General features: G+C 33.0%; 23 protein-coding genes. 3 read left to right on the forward strand and 20 right to left on the reverse strand.

The genetic code is table 11. The annotated features are described in order from the left end of the window. Positions 1-1,092: 1,092 nt before the first annotated feature. The 12 genes from FHR85_RS09460 to FHR85_RS09515 form a co-directional block, all read right to left on the reverse strand. Positions 1,093-2,334, reverse strand: coding sequence for an MFS transporter (locus FHR85_RS09460; RefSeq protein ID WP_167262648.1), 1,242 nt, complete (start codon positions 2,332-2,334; stop codon positions 1,093-1,095). A gap of 84 nt (positions 2,335-2,418) precedes the next feature. Beyond that, positions 2,419-2,901, reverse strand: coding sequence for an NUDIX hydrolase (locus tag FHR85_RS09465; protein WP_167262649.1), 483 nt, complete (start codon positions 2,899-2,901; stop codon positions 2,419-2,421). 69 nt (positions 2,902-2,970) lie between these two features. Further along, the gene (locus FHR85_RS09470) at positions 2,971-3,603 is read right to left on the reverse strand and encodes a hypothetical protein (RefSeq protein ID WP_167262650.1); all 633 of its coding nucleotides are present in this window, start codon (positions 3,601-3,603) and stop codon (positions 2,971-2,973) included. Positions 3,604-3,669: 66 nt separating this feature from the next. After that, entirely contained in the window at positions 3,670-3,861 is a 192-nt protein-coding gene (locus tag FHR85_RS09475) for a hypothetical protein (RefSeq protein WP_167262651.1), read from the reverse strand. Between the two features lie 575 nt (positions 3,862-4,436). After that, entirely contained in the window at positions 4,437-4,733 is a 297-nt protein-coding gene (locus FHR85_RS14625; protein WP_424923984.1) for a TIGR04104 family putative zinc finger protein, read from the reverse strand. A gap of 91 nt (positions 4,734-4,824) precedes the next feature. Beyond that, entirely contained in the window at positions 4,825-5,013 is a 189-nt protein-coding gene (locus FHR85_RS09485; protein ID WP_167262653.1) for a hypothetical protein, read from the reverse strand. A 163-nt stretch (positions 5,014-5,176) separates the two neighbouring features. Further along, complete coding sequence (locus FHR85_RS09490; protein WP_243864216.1) at positions 5,177-5,746, reverse strand: GNAT family N-acetyltransferase; 570 nt, start codon at positions 5,744-5,746, stop codon at positions 5,177-5,179. Positions 5,747-5,895: 149 nt separating this feature from the next. Continuing rightward, entirely contained in the window at positions 5,896-6,381 is a 486-nt protein-coding gene (locus FHR85_RS09495; protein WP_167262655.1) for a tetratricopeptide repeat protein, read from the reverse strand. Between the two features lie 105 nt (positions 6,382-6,486). Further along, the gene (locus FHR85_RS09500; RefSeq protein WP_167262656.1) at positions 6,487-7,728 is read right to left on the reverse strand and encodes an MFS transporter; all 1,242 of its coding nucleotides are present in this window, start codon (positions 7,726-7,728) and stop codon (positions 6,487-6,489) included. A gap of 15 nt (positions 7,729-7,743) precedes the next feature. Further along, positions 7,744-8,082, reverse strand: coding sequence for a hypothetical protein (locus FHR85_RS09505; RefSeq protein ID WP_167262657.1), 339 nt, complete (start codon positions 8,080-8,082; stop codon positions 7,744-7,746). Between the two features lie 87 nt (positions 8,083-8,169). Beyond that, positions 8,170-8,769: a hypothetical protein gene (locus tag FHR85_RS09510; protein ID WP_167262658.1), complete on the reverse strand. Its 600-nt coding sequence runs from the start codon at positions 8,767-8,769 to the stop codon at positions 8,170-8,172. A gap of 601 nt (positions 8,770-9,370) precedes the next feature. Further along, positions 9,371-10,357 carry an acrylyl-CoA reductase family protein gene (locus tag FHR85_RS09515; RefSeq protein ID WP_167262822.1) on the reverse strand — a complete coding sequence of 329 codons (987 nt, stop codon included), beginning with the start codon at positions 10,355-10,357 and terminating at the stop codon, positions 9,371-9,373. A gap of 184 nt (positions 10,358-10,541) precedes the next feature. Here FHR85_RS09515 and FHR85_RS09520 point away from each other — a divergent pair, with 184 nt between their 5' ends. After that, the gene (locus tag FHR85_RS09520) at positions 10,542-10,712 is read left to right on the forward strand and encodes a hypothetical protein (protein WP_167262659.1); all 171 of its coding nucleotides are present in this window, start codon (positions 10,542-10,544) and stop codon (positions 10,710-10,712) included. A 130-nt stretch (positions 10,713-10,842) separates the two neighbouring features. Here FHR85_RS09520 and FHR85_RS09525 read toward each other — a convergent pair whose 3' ends face one another. The 8 genes from FHR85_RS09525 to FHR85_RS09560 all read right to left on the reverse strand — a co-directional run bounded on the left by FHR85_RS09525 (position 10,843) and on the right by FHR85_RS09560 (position 14,988). Next, positions 10,843-11,079, reverse strand: a complete 237-nt coding sequence (locus FHR85_RS09525; protein WP_167262660.1) for an AbrB/MazE/SpoVT family DNA-binding domain-containing protein — start codon at positions 11,077-11,079, stop codon at positions 10,843-10,845. Between the two features lie 37 nt (positions 11,080-11,116). Continuing rightward, positions 11,117-11,617, reverse strand: a complete 501-nt coding sequence (locus tag FHR85_RS09530) for a GNAT family N-acetyltransferase (RefSeq protein WP_167262661.1) — start codon at positions 11,615-11,617, stop codon at positions 11,117-11,119. Between the two features lie 184 nt (positions 11,618-11,801). Continuing rightward, positions 11,802-11,969, reverse strand: a complete 168-nt coding sequence (locus tag FHR85_RS09535) for a hypothetical protein (RefSeq protein WP_167262662.1) — start codon at positions 11,967-11,969, stop codon at positions 11,802-11,804. Positions 11,970-12,077: 108 nt separating this feature from the next. Further along, complete coding sequence (locus FHR85_RS09540) at positions 12,078-12,563, reverse strand: hypothetical protein (RefSeq protein ID WP_167262825.1); 486 nt, start codon at positions 12,561-12,563, stop codon at positions 12,078-12,080. Positions 12,564-12,844: 281 nt separating this feature from the next. Continuing rightward, positions 12,845-13,387 (reverse strand): ribonuclease FAU-1 family protein, encoded by a 543-nt coding sequence (locus FHR85_RS09545; protein ID WP_167262663.1) that lies wholly within the window; start codon positions 13,385-13,387, stop codon positions 12,845-12,847. A gap of 139 nt (positions 13,388-13,526) precedes the next feature. Continuing rightward, entirely contained in the window at positions 13,527-13,871 is a 345-nt protein-coding gene (locus tag FHR85_RS09550; RefSeq protein ID WP_167262664.1) for a DUF3147 family protein, read from the reverse strand. Beyond that, the gene (locus tag FHR85_RS09555) at positions 13,856-14,278 is read right to left on the reverse strand and encodes a MarR family winged helix-turn-helix transcriptional regulator (protein WP_167262665.1); all 423 of its coding nucleotides are present in this window, start codon (positions 14,276-14,278) and stop codon (positions 13,856-13,858) included. Before FHR85_RS09555 ends, FHR85_RS09550 begins: the two co-directional genes overlap by 16 nt. A gap of 146 nt (positions 14,279-14,424) precedes the next feature. Next, positions 14,425-14,988: a putative glycolipid-binding domain-containing protein gene (locus tag FHR85_RS09560; protein WP_167262666.1), complete on the reverse strand. Its 564-nt coding sequence runs from the start codon at positions 14,986-14,988 to the stop codon at positions 14,425-14,427. Between the two features lie 292 nt (positions 14,989-15,280). Here FHR85_RS09560 and FHR85_RS09565 point away from each other — a divergent pair, with 292 nt between their 5' ends. Both FHR85_RS09565 and FHR85_RS09570 read left to right on the forward strand, forming a co-directional pair. Next, a complete protein-coding gene (locus tag FHR85_RS09565) occupies positions 15,281-15,955 on the forward strand; it encodes a response regulator transcription factor (RefSeq protein WP_167262667.1) in 675 nt (224 codons plus the stop codon). Further along, on the forward strand, positions 15,955-17,328 hold the full coding sequence (locus tag FHR85_RS09570) for a sensor histidine kinase (protein ID WP_167262668.1): 1,374 nt from the start codon (positions 15,955-15,957) through the stop codon (positions 17,326-17,328). The genes FHR85_RS09565 and FHR85_RS09570 overlap by 1 nt, the downstream gene beginning before the upstream one ends. Positions 17,329-17,373 lie beyond the last annotated feature (45 nt).

Consider the following 17,373-nt stretch of genomic DNA (forward strand, 5'->3'; position numbering starts at 1 on the left):
ATGTCAGATACACTCTCCTTAACTTTGGTAGGTTATGGGTTGAGTATATCATGACATGTCCTTTTATAGTGTCTCGCTTAATTTTACAATCGAGGAATTAAAAAAACTCCTGCTCAATAATCTCATCAATTCGCTCTGAATACTTACGTTGACTTTCGACGGATTGTTTTGATGCTTTTGCTAGAACCTTATTAGCAACCCTTATTGCAGCCCATAATTTAATATCTGATGTCTAATGGTTTCATTACCAAATGTGAACCATAATAACAGCACCAAAACGATAATGCCCATCACTAGACTAAACCAAGCAAAATATTTATTTTCCTTATTTATTATAGGAAACAGCGCAATTAATAATGTTCCAAAAGCAAGTGTGATGACAATAGAAAGCTTTGCTGCTAATGTCTCAAAAATGATATGATCACATCCCTAAATAGATTAATAATCTTCATACGAATATAATAGAATTCCTACCATTGATATCATCTTAATATTTTCTAAATAACTAAGATGGCTTTTATCTAAAAAATCGATACATCTATACCATATTTAATCTTGGAGTACCAGCAAACTTCAACATAAGTGACTATTTTACATTGGTCATACCTATTGCTTAATTATTTAGAGATACTGTATCTTCAGGTATATTAGCATCATTTAACAACCATCAATCATTTAATGCGTTTTGAGAATTATCTAGTTAGTTCACTTCAATTCAAAGATCCTTTTATTAAAAATAGACCGAACAATCAACATCCCCAAGAAAATCAAAATACCAGTAACCATTATGACAAAACTCATTCTAAACGGCTTAAACCATATATCATTCGGAGGAATAATGTACATCTCCCCCAATTGAATGGATACAATCACAGAGAAGATATTTGCTATAATCATATAGCGAATCTTAACTTTTTTTGACAAAAGACCTGTGACAATCACAAATACCAATGTCATTATAAATAAATAAGGCGCATCATTTGGATACTGAGAGGTTTCATAGTAATGGAACAAAAATGGCATAGGTACTAGTAAGGGTAACAAATAGATAAAAGTCATAAATCCTCCTCATACTTCTCATTTTCTATTAAGTTAGTTTCCATCATTCACGTATTCAGTCGACCCTGATTCATTAAAGCTATAAAATCTAAATAACACAATCATCATTAAACTCAATCCAACAAATATGGCACCCAACAATAAATTTGGGAATCTTATCGCCCACACTCTAGAAATAAACGGTTCTAGCCAAACAACCAATGAACCACCTAAAATCATTCCTATAGGCGTGAAACCTAAGGAGAAGAACCGAATAACGCCGCCAACTCTTCCTAATAAATGTTTAGGTGTAATACGCTGCCGGTAGGATAAGTTAGCAATATTCCAAATGATGATAAAATAGCTTCCTATAAAATATAATCCGGCCACAATAAACTTATTATAAAATAGTCCAACAGCTCCAAAGCATAATCCCATTACAAACAATGAAACAACTAATTGAGTTTTTAACGCGAATTTAGATGAAAATAACGAAATCGTGTTACTAGCTAATAAACTGCCTAGTGTGCTGAAAGAAATTAGAACACCAAATTCAAATGAACTTAATTCTAATACTTCTCTCACTAATAACACTTGTGTGGAAAGCGTACTAGAAAACAACAGAGTCACAAAAGCACCTATAACAACCATTAACATCAATAAAGAGTGATCCTTGAAAATAAAAGTGAATCCTTCCTTTAACTTCACTTTCTTAAAATCTTCCTTACCTATCTCAGGTAATTTCATCTTGAAAATGAATAGACTTGCTAAACAGAGCAAAATCGTATCTAATAAAAAAGGCGTCCAGATACTTATTGCGATTAGCAACCCGCCGCAAGCTCTACCTAATACATCACTCATCGTTAATCTTGCAGTCACAATCATGCCATTAGCTTTTTCCAAATTTTCTTTTGGCACAATATCTGGTGTAACGGTTTGTGCAGAACTATCAAACAACACCTTCGAACAACCGATTAAAAAGCCGCAAATTATTAATAATAGAATAGTGATTGTATTCGTTATGATTAGGACAGTTAATACAATTAACGTCGTAATTCTCAAATAGATACTGATCCAAATAATCAATTTTCGATCAACTTTATCCAATAATAAACCCGTATGTAAGCTGAATAGTAGCCATGGAATAGTCAGTGATGCAGAAACGACAGAAATCATAAAAGCATTTTCGGTCAAATTAGTCGATAGCCACGGGATTGCAATTAATGTAATCCCATCACCGAGTGTTGAAAATAAAACGGCAACTAATAGATAATGAAAATTTTTGTTCTTCCCCACTCGGATCACTCATTTCTATCTCATAATGACGGCTTCCTATAAAAAAATCATTCTACTAAACATCTGCAAGTTGAAATCATCAAACTAGTTTTGTAAGACTTTCCAATCTTCATAAGTTATTGTATCAATCCCTAAAGTCTTTGAATTTAACCAATCAAAAGCTTTTAAAACAAGTGGCGAAGCATTGTCCAACGAAACATCATTTTCCGATACCCAAGATGCCCCTAGTGAGTCCTGTCCCTCAAATTGTTCTGGAATATTTAATGATCCGCCTATCACATTAACTGAATAATATACTGCTATATGGTGCACATCCGTAAAATCTTTCCACGACCAAGGAAGCTTAAAGTCAATGACACCAATGTTTTCTTCAATTTCTATTTCTTGACCCGTTTCCTCGAGGAACTCTCTCCGCATTGCTTCGGACAAACCTTCCCCTTCTTCTAGGCTTCCTCCAGGGAGATCATATCTATTTATATAAGGACCACCGTTTTTATTTATAACTAAGAGTTTTCCATCTCTAATACATATTCCATATACTCCAAAAGCTCTATGATAATGTCTCATAGACTCTAACACCTCTCCTCAGACCCATTTAAAAGAATTACTTCTTGAGATAAAACACTTCGAAACCCTTCATTCTTTCTGAAATGTAATCCAAGTCGGACTTGGAGCAAATGGAAAACGGTTCAAGACCTCCAAAGCATAGCTGTCAGTTGTATCAAATTCTCCGATTATAAATTCGAATCCGTGCCGATATGCATAACACACTTGCATATGAACCAATTCAGGAATCAATTGTTTTTGTTCCATGACATTAGCACCACACCATCCTAATTCCACAGTTTTGATTTCATCAGACTCATGAAGAAAGGAATAGGCAATGATGCTTTTCTCATTAGAATCAATGTGAATATAACTTCCATCTTGTAGTACATCATCAGAAACAATTAACTCATACCACTGCTCTGCTTCTAAATATGCTACTGGATTAACCTCATGCGTTTCTTCATAAACCGCTTTCACTTGATGAATGAGTGCCTCTGTTAAGTCTTTATCCATTAAGACTTCTTCTAAAGTTTGAATTTGATAACCTTTACCTTTCAGAAATCTATCATTAATAACATCAGATACTGCTAAGGTTGATATATATGTTCTTCTTATTTCCTTAACCCCATTATGTAAATACAAATTAATCTGTTTATTCGAGGTTTCCCAAGCTGAGGTTTGTAAAGGCAGCCCTTCTTCTTTGATATCTTCAAGCTTCAAAAGCAGTCGTTCTTCAATATCTAAGTTTCGATAAAAAGGATTAATGAGGATACGAAAATAAAGACATTACGGATGAATTCGACTTTTCCAGACAAACATTATCCCAACTAAATCATTTTCAAAATAAGCTGAGTATAAAATATTCAACTGATTTGACTTCACGATGTTAATTAAATTTTCATCCTCAAAACACAAATTCAATAACCTTATCAACTGAGGTTCGTCTTCATCTTGATATTTCTTCACCTCAATATGCATGTCTCAACCTCCAATGAAAACGTCCTAACAGAATCGACACATTTATACTACTTAGCTAAAATTTGATATAGATTTCAGCTTTAGATTCTTCACTAAAGGCTTTTAAAAACCACTCCCAACTTATGACTTTACAAATTTTTTATAAAGACTGCTTATTACAAAATACGAAAACAGTAAAGTGATTACTAATACAATAATAACTGAGATTGAATTAGGTTCACCGGGAACAACTTGAAAAATGTTATCCAAGGATATATTTAAATTAAACCACTCTAAAACCCCAGTTAAGAAAACACCAGAGAGTATCCCCAAAATCATAAATAGCAAAATTTATTTTTACTCATCTTATTCCTCCAAATCATCAACGAAATCTAAAAATTTAGAATTTTATTCACACAAGTATATCATGTGTTTCAATTTTTGGAATTAATTTCCCTAAATTTAAGGTTTTTTATTATAAATTCTTTTCGTTGGTATTTTATATTTTTTGATTAAAATACCAACGAAATGATCCTTCGCTGCGTAATGAAGCTTTTAAATCCCTTTTAAAATATCAACTTCTTGTGCGCCTTAATTCACAAACAATTTTTATAAGAAACTAAAAACGGAACAATTAAGGAAACCAATATTATACCCACGGTAGCTATTCCAAATATCAAAGTAGCATCATTAGTAGGTGACAGAAATATAAGGAGAGTAAACAGCGGAAGAATTGTAAGAATAGCAACAATGGTTCTACTAAGAAATGTTATCTCATGCTTGGTACAGCATTCGTTGCATTTAATAGGGCGATAATTAGCCAAGATCGATTTATAAATTTTACTCCAACTAAATTGTGCATGACAATTCTCACATTTTTGCAATATAGTCACCTCAATACTTATTACCTAGTTAAATAATAACTTCATATTTTGTTAGCTTGCCATTCAAAAATAACAACGAAAAAATTTCTCTGATCCTATATCAAAACACAATCAAACTATACACAAACGGGATCACAAGCGCCAAACTCAAAGATATTATCGCTACTTTTTTGGATTGTTTAGCAATACGTTCATCACCCTTTTGCAAGCTCTCTATAAAATGAAGGGTATAAGAAAAACACAAAATAAATACTATAATAGATATAAATCCTATAAATCCAACTCCCATTAAGCTCCCTCCTTGCCTGATCCAGTTGCACTGCACCCTACGTATATCCCAAACGCTTTTATGTAACATTACTTTTCAGTCTAATGAGGACTAATATCACAATCCCAATTGAAGTTTGTAAAAAAGAACTGTCCCTCAGAACAGTTCTTTATGTCGTAAAAACTTATTCCACCAAGTTTTTAAAATAAATCAGATTATCTGTCCAATCTCCAAACTCGAAGATAAATCCTTTTCTTGTACATTCATATTCCATACCAACATTTTCTGCTAGTTTGATTGAAGCGGGATTATCAATATTGATATGAGCTTCAATACGATGAAAGTTCAAATACTTGAAAGCCATATGAAGGGCTTCGTTTACGGCTTCCCTGCCATACCCTTTTCCCCAATACTGATTATGGAACGAATATCCTATTCGTCCCCATTGGAAATCCCCTCTCTCTATAGTTGATAAGTCAACCATTCCTAAATGTGTACCATCTTCCTGTCTAAACACACCAAAAATGTATGCAGTGTCCGTTAAAGCTAAGTTTTGATGTTTATCTATAAGATTATTAAACCATTCCTCTGTACAATCACTCATATCTGTTCGACCCGTATCATGTCGATGCTGCGATGGATAACGTCTATTAAATTCATTTAACCAATTCTTGTAATCATCATTCTTAAGTGGTCTTAATACTAATCTTTCTGTTCCTGATCCATATTCAAATAATTCATTCTCCGTTTTCAAATGTGAATTCCCTTTTGTATAGACTATTAAAAACATCACCTGATCGTTTAAATGTCATATCGCATCACACCTTTCATGAATTTCTAACGTGTCGATTTCGGAGCAAACTATTTTATTTCAGCCAATTAACAAGTACATCTTTTTAAAAACTACTTCCAAATTTCGTCTAATTTATCGGAATAGAATTCAATCGCTTTTTTATAACTCAAAATTTCAGGGTCGTTCGTTGTTTCTATTAAACATTGTAGTAATAGCTCCATAGCTTTACTATGTTCATTCAAATTATATAGCGTCATCGAATAAAACGTTTGCATTGCTCGGTTATTAGGAAATAACTCCATCCCTTTTTCAAAAGTGCCATTTGACTTTTCGTATTCTCCCAATGTTCTGTATGTACTGCCTAACCCTAGTAATGCATCTTCCAATTCTTTTTCAGGCAGCCCTAGTTTGATGGCTTTTTCATAAAAAGGCACTGCTTTTGCCTCTTCTCCTAAGATGTCAAAACTCCAGGCACATTGGTAGTTAATTGAAGCATTTTCAGGGAAATCCTCTATAAGTCTAACGAGTAATTCGTTTGAATCGTTATGATTTCCCTTTTGACGCAAATCAATAGCTTTATCCAATCTTTGATTCATTAATTACACCTCCAATACCACATCTGTTTCTTTAGTGGTCTTTTCACTAATCTTTTTGTTTCTGATACATATTCAAATAATTTATTTTCCGTAGTCAGTGCTAACTTATTCCACATAAATAGGTTTAATATCATTAAAATTAGTACCAATATACTTAAACTGAATTAATATAATGGCTGGCAGAACTAGAACTATTATTCCTATAATTAATGACAGGGATGTTGAAAAGAATTCCGGGATAAAACCTGCAAGAAACGTTCCAATCATGGTGAAAATACCACTTATAACATATGTAGCACTCTTCACTCGAGCTAAAAATGCATCAGGTGTAACACCTTGATGGACTGCACCTTGGACAACAAAAGCCATAGAAAGTGCACCATCAAATAACACCATTCCCAAGCACATTAAGATAAGATGGTTCGTTAGTAATAACAAAACACCTAGACCTGATATGATCATTAGTATACTAAGGAAGAATAACCAATTTACATTTTTGAACTTGTTCATAATCAAAACACCAATAATGTTGCCTAAGCCAGCAAAAGATAATAATACACCTATCAACGTTTCAGAGAAGTTTAACGTTATTTTGGCATGCATAATGACGGATAAAACAATAAACACTGTCGAAAAGCCAAGCGAACAAATAGCAACAGCACATACAATTTGTGAAGAATTTGAAATAAGATATTTCACACCTTCTTTAGATCGCTTCATGAAGTCACTTAATTTTTGATTAGGCTTTTCACTAGTATTATGATTACTCTCTGGTTGATCAACATATACTCTAAAGACAAATATCATAGAAATGACAGATAAAATAGCACATATCCCAAGAGTAATACTCTCCCCAAACTGAGCTAACACTAGCCCAGCTAATGCAGGGCCTATAAGAGTTGATATCGCATCAGCACCTTCAACACTTGTATGCGCTTCTAAAAGTTTGTCTCTACCACTTACTTTGGGTATCAATACATTAAATGACGTCCTTAAAATAATAGATAATATTCCTAGCAAAAATAAAATCAAAGCTATCATATATTCATTAAAGATATTAATGGATATAGAAAATGCCAAAAAGGCTAGTCCTAAAGCAAATAACAAATGACATATCCCACTTAACTTTATTTTATCCTTGTTTTCTACCCAAGTTCCTATCGGTATAGCAAATAAAACAGTTCCTAATCTTTGGGATAATGCTACAAGACCTCTGATTAGTGGAGAATTAGTTAATCCTAAAACAATAAGAGGTATGATCAGCTCACGAAACCGACCGTTCAATATGGTCACAAAATTCGAAAGCCACATATTGAGAAAATTTATATTGCTGAGTAAAATTCTCACACCATCACCCCTACCCTAAGACTTCAATACCTCAACTACTTCCGCTTCATCACTCGTTTTCAATACCATTTCCTCATGATCAAAAACGAAGAATACAGGCAGTTCTTCACCACCAACATCCAAATCATCCAAATCACTGTGAGATTCTGAGAAATAGGTTTGGGATAAATATATGTTGTCATCCGTGAAAGATTCTTTAAAAGCAGGTGTTGAAATAGAGTCCTGAACTGACACTATGCTATACTTCCCTTCTTCTTCCGATAAAAAGTGTTCAGGTGCTTCTGCTCCACCTGTGCAACCTGCCATCAGAGATATAACGAGAATGGACATAATGATCAATAATCGACGAGTCATCTTTAAAACTCCTTTATTTAAAATAAATTGTAACACTTAAAGTTTTCCCTAAATTTAACCTCATAAATCAACCTTCTACTGATCCCATCACCCTGCGCTCACCGAAAACCAATTATCCTCTACCTTATTCACCGCTCGATAATGGCCGTTAAAATCACCTGTTTGAGGTTCTTCATTCGTTGAGGAATAAACAATCCCCGCAAACGAGTCTAGAAATCCACCATCAGACAGAAATAATAAAGAAGTTCGGTCTTCTTCAGCCTCGACATAAACCTCTCCATCAACCGACAGATGTTTATATTGATCTGGCAATTCAATAATAGATCCGACATGTCCAGAATTCGTAGGCGCCAATTCCTCACTTAAAACCATATCAACAACGGCAGCACGTTGTTCCTCAGTGGAGTGATAATCAGCCTCTAACACGACCTGATCAAAGGGAATTAGAAAAAATAACATCACGGCAACCCCTTGAATAACCATGTGTTTCCAATCCTTATGAACGAATAAAACGACTAACGCTATTGCAGCCACAATTAAAAATGCACTATAAGCAAATGTTGAGAAGACGAAAAATTGAAATGAACTCAACATTTCATTCAGTGTCCAATGGAAAAACTTAAGCATTAAGATCATCAAACTACTTATAATACTAGCAATCAACAGAAACTTTATACGCAATCGCAAATTCAATTGACCTCCTACATTACAATTATCTATAAGTGTGATTAAATAACTGAATAACCATTCATCTAATAATAAACGTGTACATTATTCTATGACGCATTCACGGTACCATAGACATTTAACCTTTTGTGTTTCCAATGAAACGTCATTTAAAGAAATTAGGTGATATATACTCCTATTTTCTTAGATTATCTTAGAAAATATAAAAATAGTTATATTTAGACAGGTTCTATATATTAATTGCCAAGATGAGCTTGTGTAAAAATGCCCTCAGACAAACCTTTCTGCAAGCCCATAATACACTCATAGTTACTTTAACTTCTCACCACTCCACTGATCGTTCATTTTGACCCCTAATTTGGATATTTTATTTCTTTTCATAACCAACCTAAATTAACAGTCTTTTACAAATATTCATACATTCAAGCTCATAATATCATAATAATAAACACCTATGGTAAAAATAGGTTAAAAGTATTAATCTTTTTTCGAGATACAAAACCTTTGCTAATAAAAAAGGACCACTCAATTTGAGTAGTCCTTTCAAATGCTTATATATGTTTATCAAATCAAAACCTTGTATCTCTTTATTGTGCGCACATTATAGTTTCACAAGCGTTCTTCCACGTACTTTTCCTTCTAAAATATCCCCTAATACTTCTGGCAGTTCTTGTAATGATATTTCGTTGACCATTTCTTCATTCAAGTTTGTTGGTTTTAAATCATCACTCAGACGATCCCAAACTTCTAATCTCTTATTCATTGGACATTCAACAGAATCAATACCAAGCCAATTGATCCCTCTTGAAATAAAAGGAATAACAGCTGTGGAAACTTCTACCCCACCTGTCAAACCACTTGTAGCTACAGAACCTCCATATTTTAATGTACTTAGTATATACTGAAGTGTTTTTCCACCTACTGGATCAATAGCCCCAGCCCATTTTTCTTCACGCATTGGGCTTTGTTCAGTATCTACAATTTCATTACGATCAATAATCTGTTTAGCCCCTAATCTTTTTAAATATGCTTCTTCATTAGACTTTCCTGTACTAGCTACAACATCATAGCTCTTGTTAGCTAACATATTGACGGCAATACTACCAACACCACCAGTAGCACCAGCCACCAAAACAGGTCCCTGACTAGGTTCTAATCCATTGTCTTCAAGACTTTGAACAGATAAAGCTGCGGTAAACCCAGCTGTTCCAAGGATCATAGCTTCTCTTGAAGTCAAACCTTCCGGGAGAGGAACAACCCAATCTGCAGGTACACGAGCTATCTCGCTAAATCCGCCAGAATGCCCTGTTCCTAATTTATAGCTAGTTACGATGACTTCATCACCTTTTTCATATCGGTTATCTGTTGAATCAATGACTGTACCAGCTAAATCGATCCCTGGTACTAAAGGATAGGACTCTACAAGCTGACCTTGATAAGCTACTATACCATCCTTAAAATTTACGCTAGAATAAGCTACACGGATGGTTACTTCTCCTTCTGGTAAATCATCCATACTTAATTGTTTAATATCTAATTCCATTTGATCATTCACTTTATCCAATACTAATGCTTGAAAAGTATTCATTTTTGCATCATATCCCTTCTTATTGTTTAATGTCATTACATCTTCATTTGTCTATGCAAAGTATTATATGATCTATTGAGTGTCAAATAAATTGAAGAATTATCACCTTCATCTCAAATGGTGGTTTTTGTAATGTACTATTTTTTCAAAAAATCATTCTACTAGATTAGCAAAGGAGAATTTTATGCAGTCTAGAATACTTCTAAGTGTAATTTCTTTTATGATTTTATTTATTGTTATTGGTTGTTCATCTGATGAGGAAACAAAGTACCTTGAAGGGGTTACTGGAGAAATTGTAGAGATTCAAGATGAGTCATTTTTAATTCAAGACAACCCAGGTAAAGTTGATTTGTAATTGGACAGACAATGGCAAAACCAGTTTCTTTGCTGAACGATCTTGCTGATTATACAATGGTTGGTCTTGTCCCAGATTGTGGATTGAAATTTTATATAAATAAGATCACCTTCTCTTGGAGCTTCTATGTTTATAATAATTCCTTCCCTTGATTACCAAAATCAATTTCATCGTGACGATTAGATTCATTAATTTGGCTTAACACATCTTCTAGTGATAGGTCTTTGTCTACAGGCTCTATGAGAATTCCCGTTTCAGTAGAGCTTATCGTTACATTTGAACCGTTTGTTAAGCTATGTTGGTCTGCAATATCATGAGGTATATGAACCGCTAAACTATTTCCCCACTTTGTGATTGTCTTATTCACTTTAAAATCCCCTCTGTTTTAATGTTGAATAACATCTTTATAAATACAATACCATATGTTCCTCATCATAATATGTATGATCAACCTTTAATGCTTTTTTATCTCTTCCAATCACTTCGAATCCACAAGAAGTGTACATTTTTTCAGCTTGAACATTCGTTGTTACAACTGTTAGATAAATTTGTTCAATACCACCTATGTTTTTTGCTTGTTCAATCACACTTAAAACAAGTGCTTTTCCAATTCCATAGCCTCGTTTTTCTGGTTTAATATATATCGCCACTAAATTTGCTCTATGACTCAACTTCAATGGTTGCTCCTTTACTAATGTCACAACACCAACAAGTTGTGATTCTTCATAAGCACCAAAAGTAATCGCGCTTGATTTGTTACTAAAACTATTTTTGTACTTTTCAGCAGAAACATTCTTTTCCTCTTCATAACTTGATGCAAAAGCGCTCGGGTTATTTTTTAATGCTTCGAGCCTTATAGACAGGTACTCTTCAGGATCATTTGAATATAATTCTCTTATTTCCATAATCAAATCTCCATTCATTACAGAAGCAATGTTTTTAATATAAAGTAATTTAATTAATTCTTGTTGAACAAATTGCTAGTTAATAATTACTAAAGATTAAGTGGGCTATATAACCCTTTTGTTGAAATTTTCTGTGTTGTTTAGAGTGACGATATTAACCTCTTTGTCTTAGTACAATATTTTTCTAAACTTTTTTCTCCTCTAATTCTAACCTTTTTCGTTCCAACTCTATTCTTTCTTGTTCCAGTTTGATTTCTTGTTCCTTCATTTTAAAATGTTTATTAGTAGAATAAACACCCATGACCAAGCTAACTATGACAACAATTATAATCAACCAAATAAATAAATCCAAAATTTGCCCTCCCCAATATAATAACTTACGAACAATTTAATACGTCACAGAACTACGTTTCCCAAAAGGCCATTCTTTCTTAATAAAGCACATCATTAATTCAATTCATTACTCCAAAAATCCATCTTTATTTAATAAATCTATACTTTCTTTCCTTGTATCACTATCTTCTCGCCATTTGATGATCATATAGATATCACTAATATTTTCGGGTGAAATAATTTCTCCATTCTCGTCATGCAAAGCACTTCCTTCTACTGTACCGATGGATGTCTGTGTTATATCTGTTTCACTTCCTGATACGGACCTCTTCTGAATAGTTGTTTCTTCACCCTCTATAACAGCATTAACTTCAACACTAAAAAAATCGCTACTATATTCATTATTTTTCTTCATAATTAAATTACCATTACCTACTTTAAACGCTTCTGATGTACTCATAATTTCATAAGCATCTACTTTCCAGTTTTCACTTTCTCCGGATAATGACAAATAATAATTATCAACCGTTTTCTCATTGCCACTACAGCTTGAAAGTAAAAAGGTTACTAATAACGCACTTAACAAAAAATATTTTCGACTTTTCAACACCATCAATTACCAATCACCTTAAATTTTCTTTTAATATTAAACTCATTTTTCTGAGGAGGAAGTTGGCTTAATGACTTCACAAAATAGTTTGATTTTCGATAAGATTTTTTCAACTCCATCCTAAAATCCATATTATTTCTATTGTATACTACTACTAAATTAGCTTTTAAACCTTATAAATCACTATCTATATCAGTAGATAATTAAATTTGCGAATATACTCACCAATAGGTTCTCCGAAAAACTCCTCTACTTCACTAGTTTATTCTTAAACCGAATAATAGCTATTTTAAAGTACTAAATAAGAAGTCCTTGTGACTGTTCGACAATTTTATCAAGTCAAATTCACCTGTTCTGATTAAACTTTTAATGGCACACGTTTCATTCCAAGCTAAATCATAAAGATTTTTATCAATAATACCTTTTGATAACGCATCCTCAAGTTCATCAGCATCCTTATCAATAATCTCACCAGAGGGTAATAGAATAATATCTAAGAATAGATCATCCATAAATGGAACTTCATTTTCTATGCCATTACCTAGGCATATATCAATATACCATTGAACAATTTCTCCATTAGCATTAAACATGGTAGTTACAGCATGGTGTTTCTCTAAGGGGAATTGCTGAAGCCACATATAGCCATCATCAACTATTTTCACCCTTTTTATTCCATTGTTTACCGATAACGACTCTGTTACTTTTATCGTATTTAATAAAGTTATGTAACCCTTGAATTCTTTAGTATTAAGATAAGACTGTGAATATTTACTTTTAATAATTCTTTTCCACTCTGAACGATTTCCGAACTTCCTTTTTATCATTATCATGACCCTATCTGAATTTTTCTAAATTATACCATCAAATTGATGATAATGTGTCTTTATATATTGGTTTATCGCTACAAGTTGTGGTGAACACATTAACATTAACTACCAGTGAATTGATTATTAATATTCTCACTTAAAACACATTCCAATTTTTAATCACAACATCTTGAATAAGTAAAAAGATTCCCCACCCTGCTACACCTAGCCCAAAAGATACAGCAAGTGGTAATGATTGCTTTAAAGACAAATAGAGAATTAATAATAAAACTGCGGTTGCAGGAAAACCCCAAAGTACACCTAAGGCAAATTTACCAAGTGTTGTATTCCCTTCTCCTTGTAAGTAGAGCCAAAAAATACTTAACAAACTGACTAATGGTAAAGCAGCAATAATGCCACCATATACAGGAAACTTTCTTGCAATCTCTGAAACAATTCCAATTGCTATAGCAGATACTAATATCTTCATGGCGACAAACATTGCTTTGATCTCTCCCCTAAAATTTCAAATGCTTCTGTAATCAATTCCTTCTCTTCAGTGTTTAATGACTTAAAAATATGATTCAATTTCTCTTCGTCTAAACTCGTATTTCTAAACAAAACTTCTTCTCCCTTCTCAGTTAAACAGAGAATCACTTTTCGTTCGTCCGATTGACTTCTGCTTTTCTTCAAAAGGGCTTTATCGATCATTCGTTTAACATGTTCTGAGGCGGTATTCTGTGACACATTAATATAATCTGCTATGTCATTAACTCCTACATTAGGCTGTTTTTGCACATGCTGAAGAATACGAATCACTTGGTGCGTTATCTTCTCATCATGTGGATAATGTAGGTGGTAATAAATATCCGTCCAGTGTTGGTTCATTTTTTTTACTTCATTTTCCATAATCTAACCCTTTCAATCGTATATAAAGATTATATCGTTATTTACGATGTATTATAAATGAAAAAACAAACAGTTTCAACTGAATTTAAACAATCCTGTTTGTCATTTTTCATATAAAACATGATCTGATAAATAAGATGGAAAAATTACGTTTCAAGATTAAATCTGCGTTCAAATAATTCAGGATAAAACGTAACAAATCCATTATCATCCACGTAAATAATTGATTCAAAGCCGTAACTTTGATACAGGAACTCTCTAATGTTTCCATTACGCTGTAGATAAGTATAACTTTGTTTTACTTTAAAGGTTTCTAAACTCGAGACAGATATATATACCATTTCAAAGTCTCTTTTCTGATTAGTCTCCCATTCAAACCTATTAATCGGTAACGTATTAGAGAATGGTGTTGCAGATATGTCGATATCAATAGCTCCACTCAACTCGTTGATTTTCTTACCGTCACCCGTATACCAATTCCCAAAACCGTCAGAGATGATTTCTAGATTCTCTTTGTTGTCAACGTTCAAAATTAATTTTTTAGTTTTCCAAGATTGATCCAACCGAACTGTATAATTGATTTTGTAAGGTTTATGTTGTTCTGAAGTAATGATTATTCCTGTCGTAATTATTCCATTATTCTCATTCCCTATTCCTAAAAACTCGCAACCAAAGTCTTCTAAATGCTCCCACACTATTTTATGTATCAATTTATTAAACCTCCGTTCAAAAAATATCAATTAAATGAGTATTCCGTTATACTATCACTCTCTCTATGCAGGTTTGTTTGTCGATAAAAGTTCATCAATGTCAGTTGTTTTAAAGTAATTTGTCGTTAGAGTGAGAAAAAACTACAATTAATAGTGAAGAGCCATATTTTTGGTAAGATTTAATCATTTACTGTGATAATTTTTACTTTCTAATTAATCTTCTGTTCACTTTTAGGTTGTAAGATAGTCTAATAGAACCTATATTTAATTTGGAATAGAAAGGGTGATTATGATGACTAATATCTTAATTATTGACGATGATCCTTATATACTGAACCTTGTAGAGGTGACTTTAAAAGATTCTGGTTTTTTTACCTACAAAGCAATAGACGGTTTTGAAGCATTAGATATTTTTGAACAAACTCCCATAGACCTTGCGATAGTAGATGTGATGATGCCAAAAATGGATGGGTTCACACTGACTCAAAAAATCAAAAATATGTATCATATTCCTATCATATTACTCACAGCAAAGGGAGAATTACACGACAAGGAAAAAGGATACATTTCTGGTACAGATGATTATGTCGTCAAACCATTTGAACCAAAAGAACTCGTATTTCGGGTTCAAGCAGTTCTAAGAAGATACAATAACCTTAGTAATGATGTGATCCAAATAAATGATGTAAAAATTGATAAAAGAAACTATGAAGTACAAATTGGTAATCAACGTATGATCATGCCTTTAAAGGAATTTGAGTTATTAGCATTATTAGCTTCACGACCTAACCAAGTATTTAATCGAGATTACTTAATTGAAAATATTTGGGGGCTTGAGTTTGAAGGTGACGAAAGAACTGTAAATGTTCATATAAAAAGAATCAGACAAAGATTAGAAAAGGTTACATCAACCATAGAAATCATAACAGTTCGTGGGGTTGGTTATAAATTAGAGGTGGCTTCATGATGAAATCTTTATATACTAAATTTTTATTTATCACTCTGCTTATCATGATTGCTAGTTCACTTATAGGATTTTTCATTGCGAATAGTTATTACCAAAATAACTTAAAGCCTGAGAACGATTCAAAGAACATGGAGATTGTCACTGGTATAGCAAATTACGCTGAGACTCAAGATGATCTTAACCAGTTTTTTACACACACTGCTTCAACTGGTTATCAATTGCTAGTCGTGAACCAACAAGGGGACAAAGAATTTTATGGCGGACAATTTGATGAAAAGAATTTACCAACAAAAGCAATAGAAAAAGTACTCAATGGTGATTCTTATCATGGAATGAGAGATTTTCCTAAAGGAACTTTTGTTACAGGGTTTTTCGCAAACGATTTACAAAACTCTGTAGGAGTACCTTTTCGTCATAATGGTACACAATACGCACTTTTCTTGAGACCCAACATTAAACTTTTATTTAATGAACTCCATATTTTGTTAGGTTGGATGGCTCTAGCTATATTCATACTTAGCTTGTTAGCTGTTTTAATTTGGGCAGCCATTCTTATACGTCCTGTGCGTCAATTATCTCATGCAACAAATGAAATAGGCGAAAATGGATTTAATGTTAACCTAGATATTCATAGAAGTGATGAGATTGGCCAATTAGCACAAAACTTCAAGGACATGACTTCAAGACTCGAAGACTTAGATGAAGTTAGAAAATCATTTGTATCCAATGTTTCACATGATATTCAAACCCCATTATTAAACATTCAAGGATACAGTCGTCTCTTGAAAAATAGTACATTGTCTGATGAGGAGAAAAACTCATATTTAGAAGTGATTCAAGAGGAAACAGAAAGAATGTCCATATTATCTAAACAGTTATTGACATTATCTTCACTTGAACCAAACAGTCACACGTATTCTATAAAGGAGATTAATATTTCTGAACAAATACAAAGTCTTCTTCATAAATACTATTGGCTTATAAATGAGAATGAATTGTCCTTGACCTACTCTCTTGAAGATATAACAGTAAAAGGAAACCCTGATCTGTTATATACGGTTTGGGAAAACTTATTGACTAATGCCATCAAATATAATGAACCTGGTGGATCTATTGAAATTAAGGCGGAAAAAACAAACAATCAGTTAGCAATTGAATTTACTGATTCAGGAGTAGGGATTAAGTCAAATGAGCAAAGTCAAATCTTTGACCGTTTCTACCGAGGTGACTCAGCCAGAACTAGGACAAACCAAGGTACAGGATTAGGTTTATCCATAGTTAAAGAAGTTATCGAACTACATGAAGGAAATATCTATGTATATAGTCAATTAGAGAAAGGCACAACATTTAAAATCATCTTTCCACGATTGTAATATTTTATTAACCTTTTGTTCACTTAGCTGATTTATCATAATCAG

This window comes from Alkalibacillus almallahensis (genome assembly GCF_011761495.1).
Classification (GTDB): domain Bacteria; phylum Bacillota; class Bacilli; order Bacillales; family Alkalibacillaceae; genus Alkalibacillus; species Alkalibacillus almallahensis.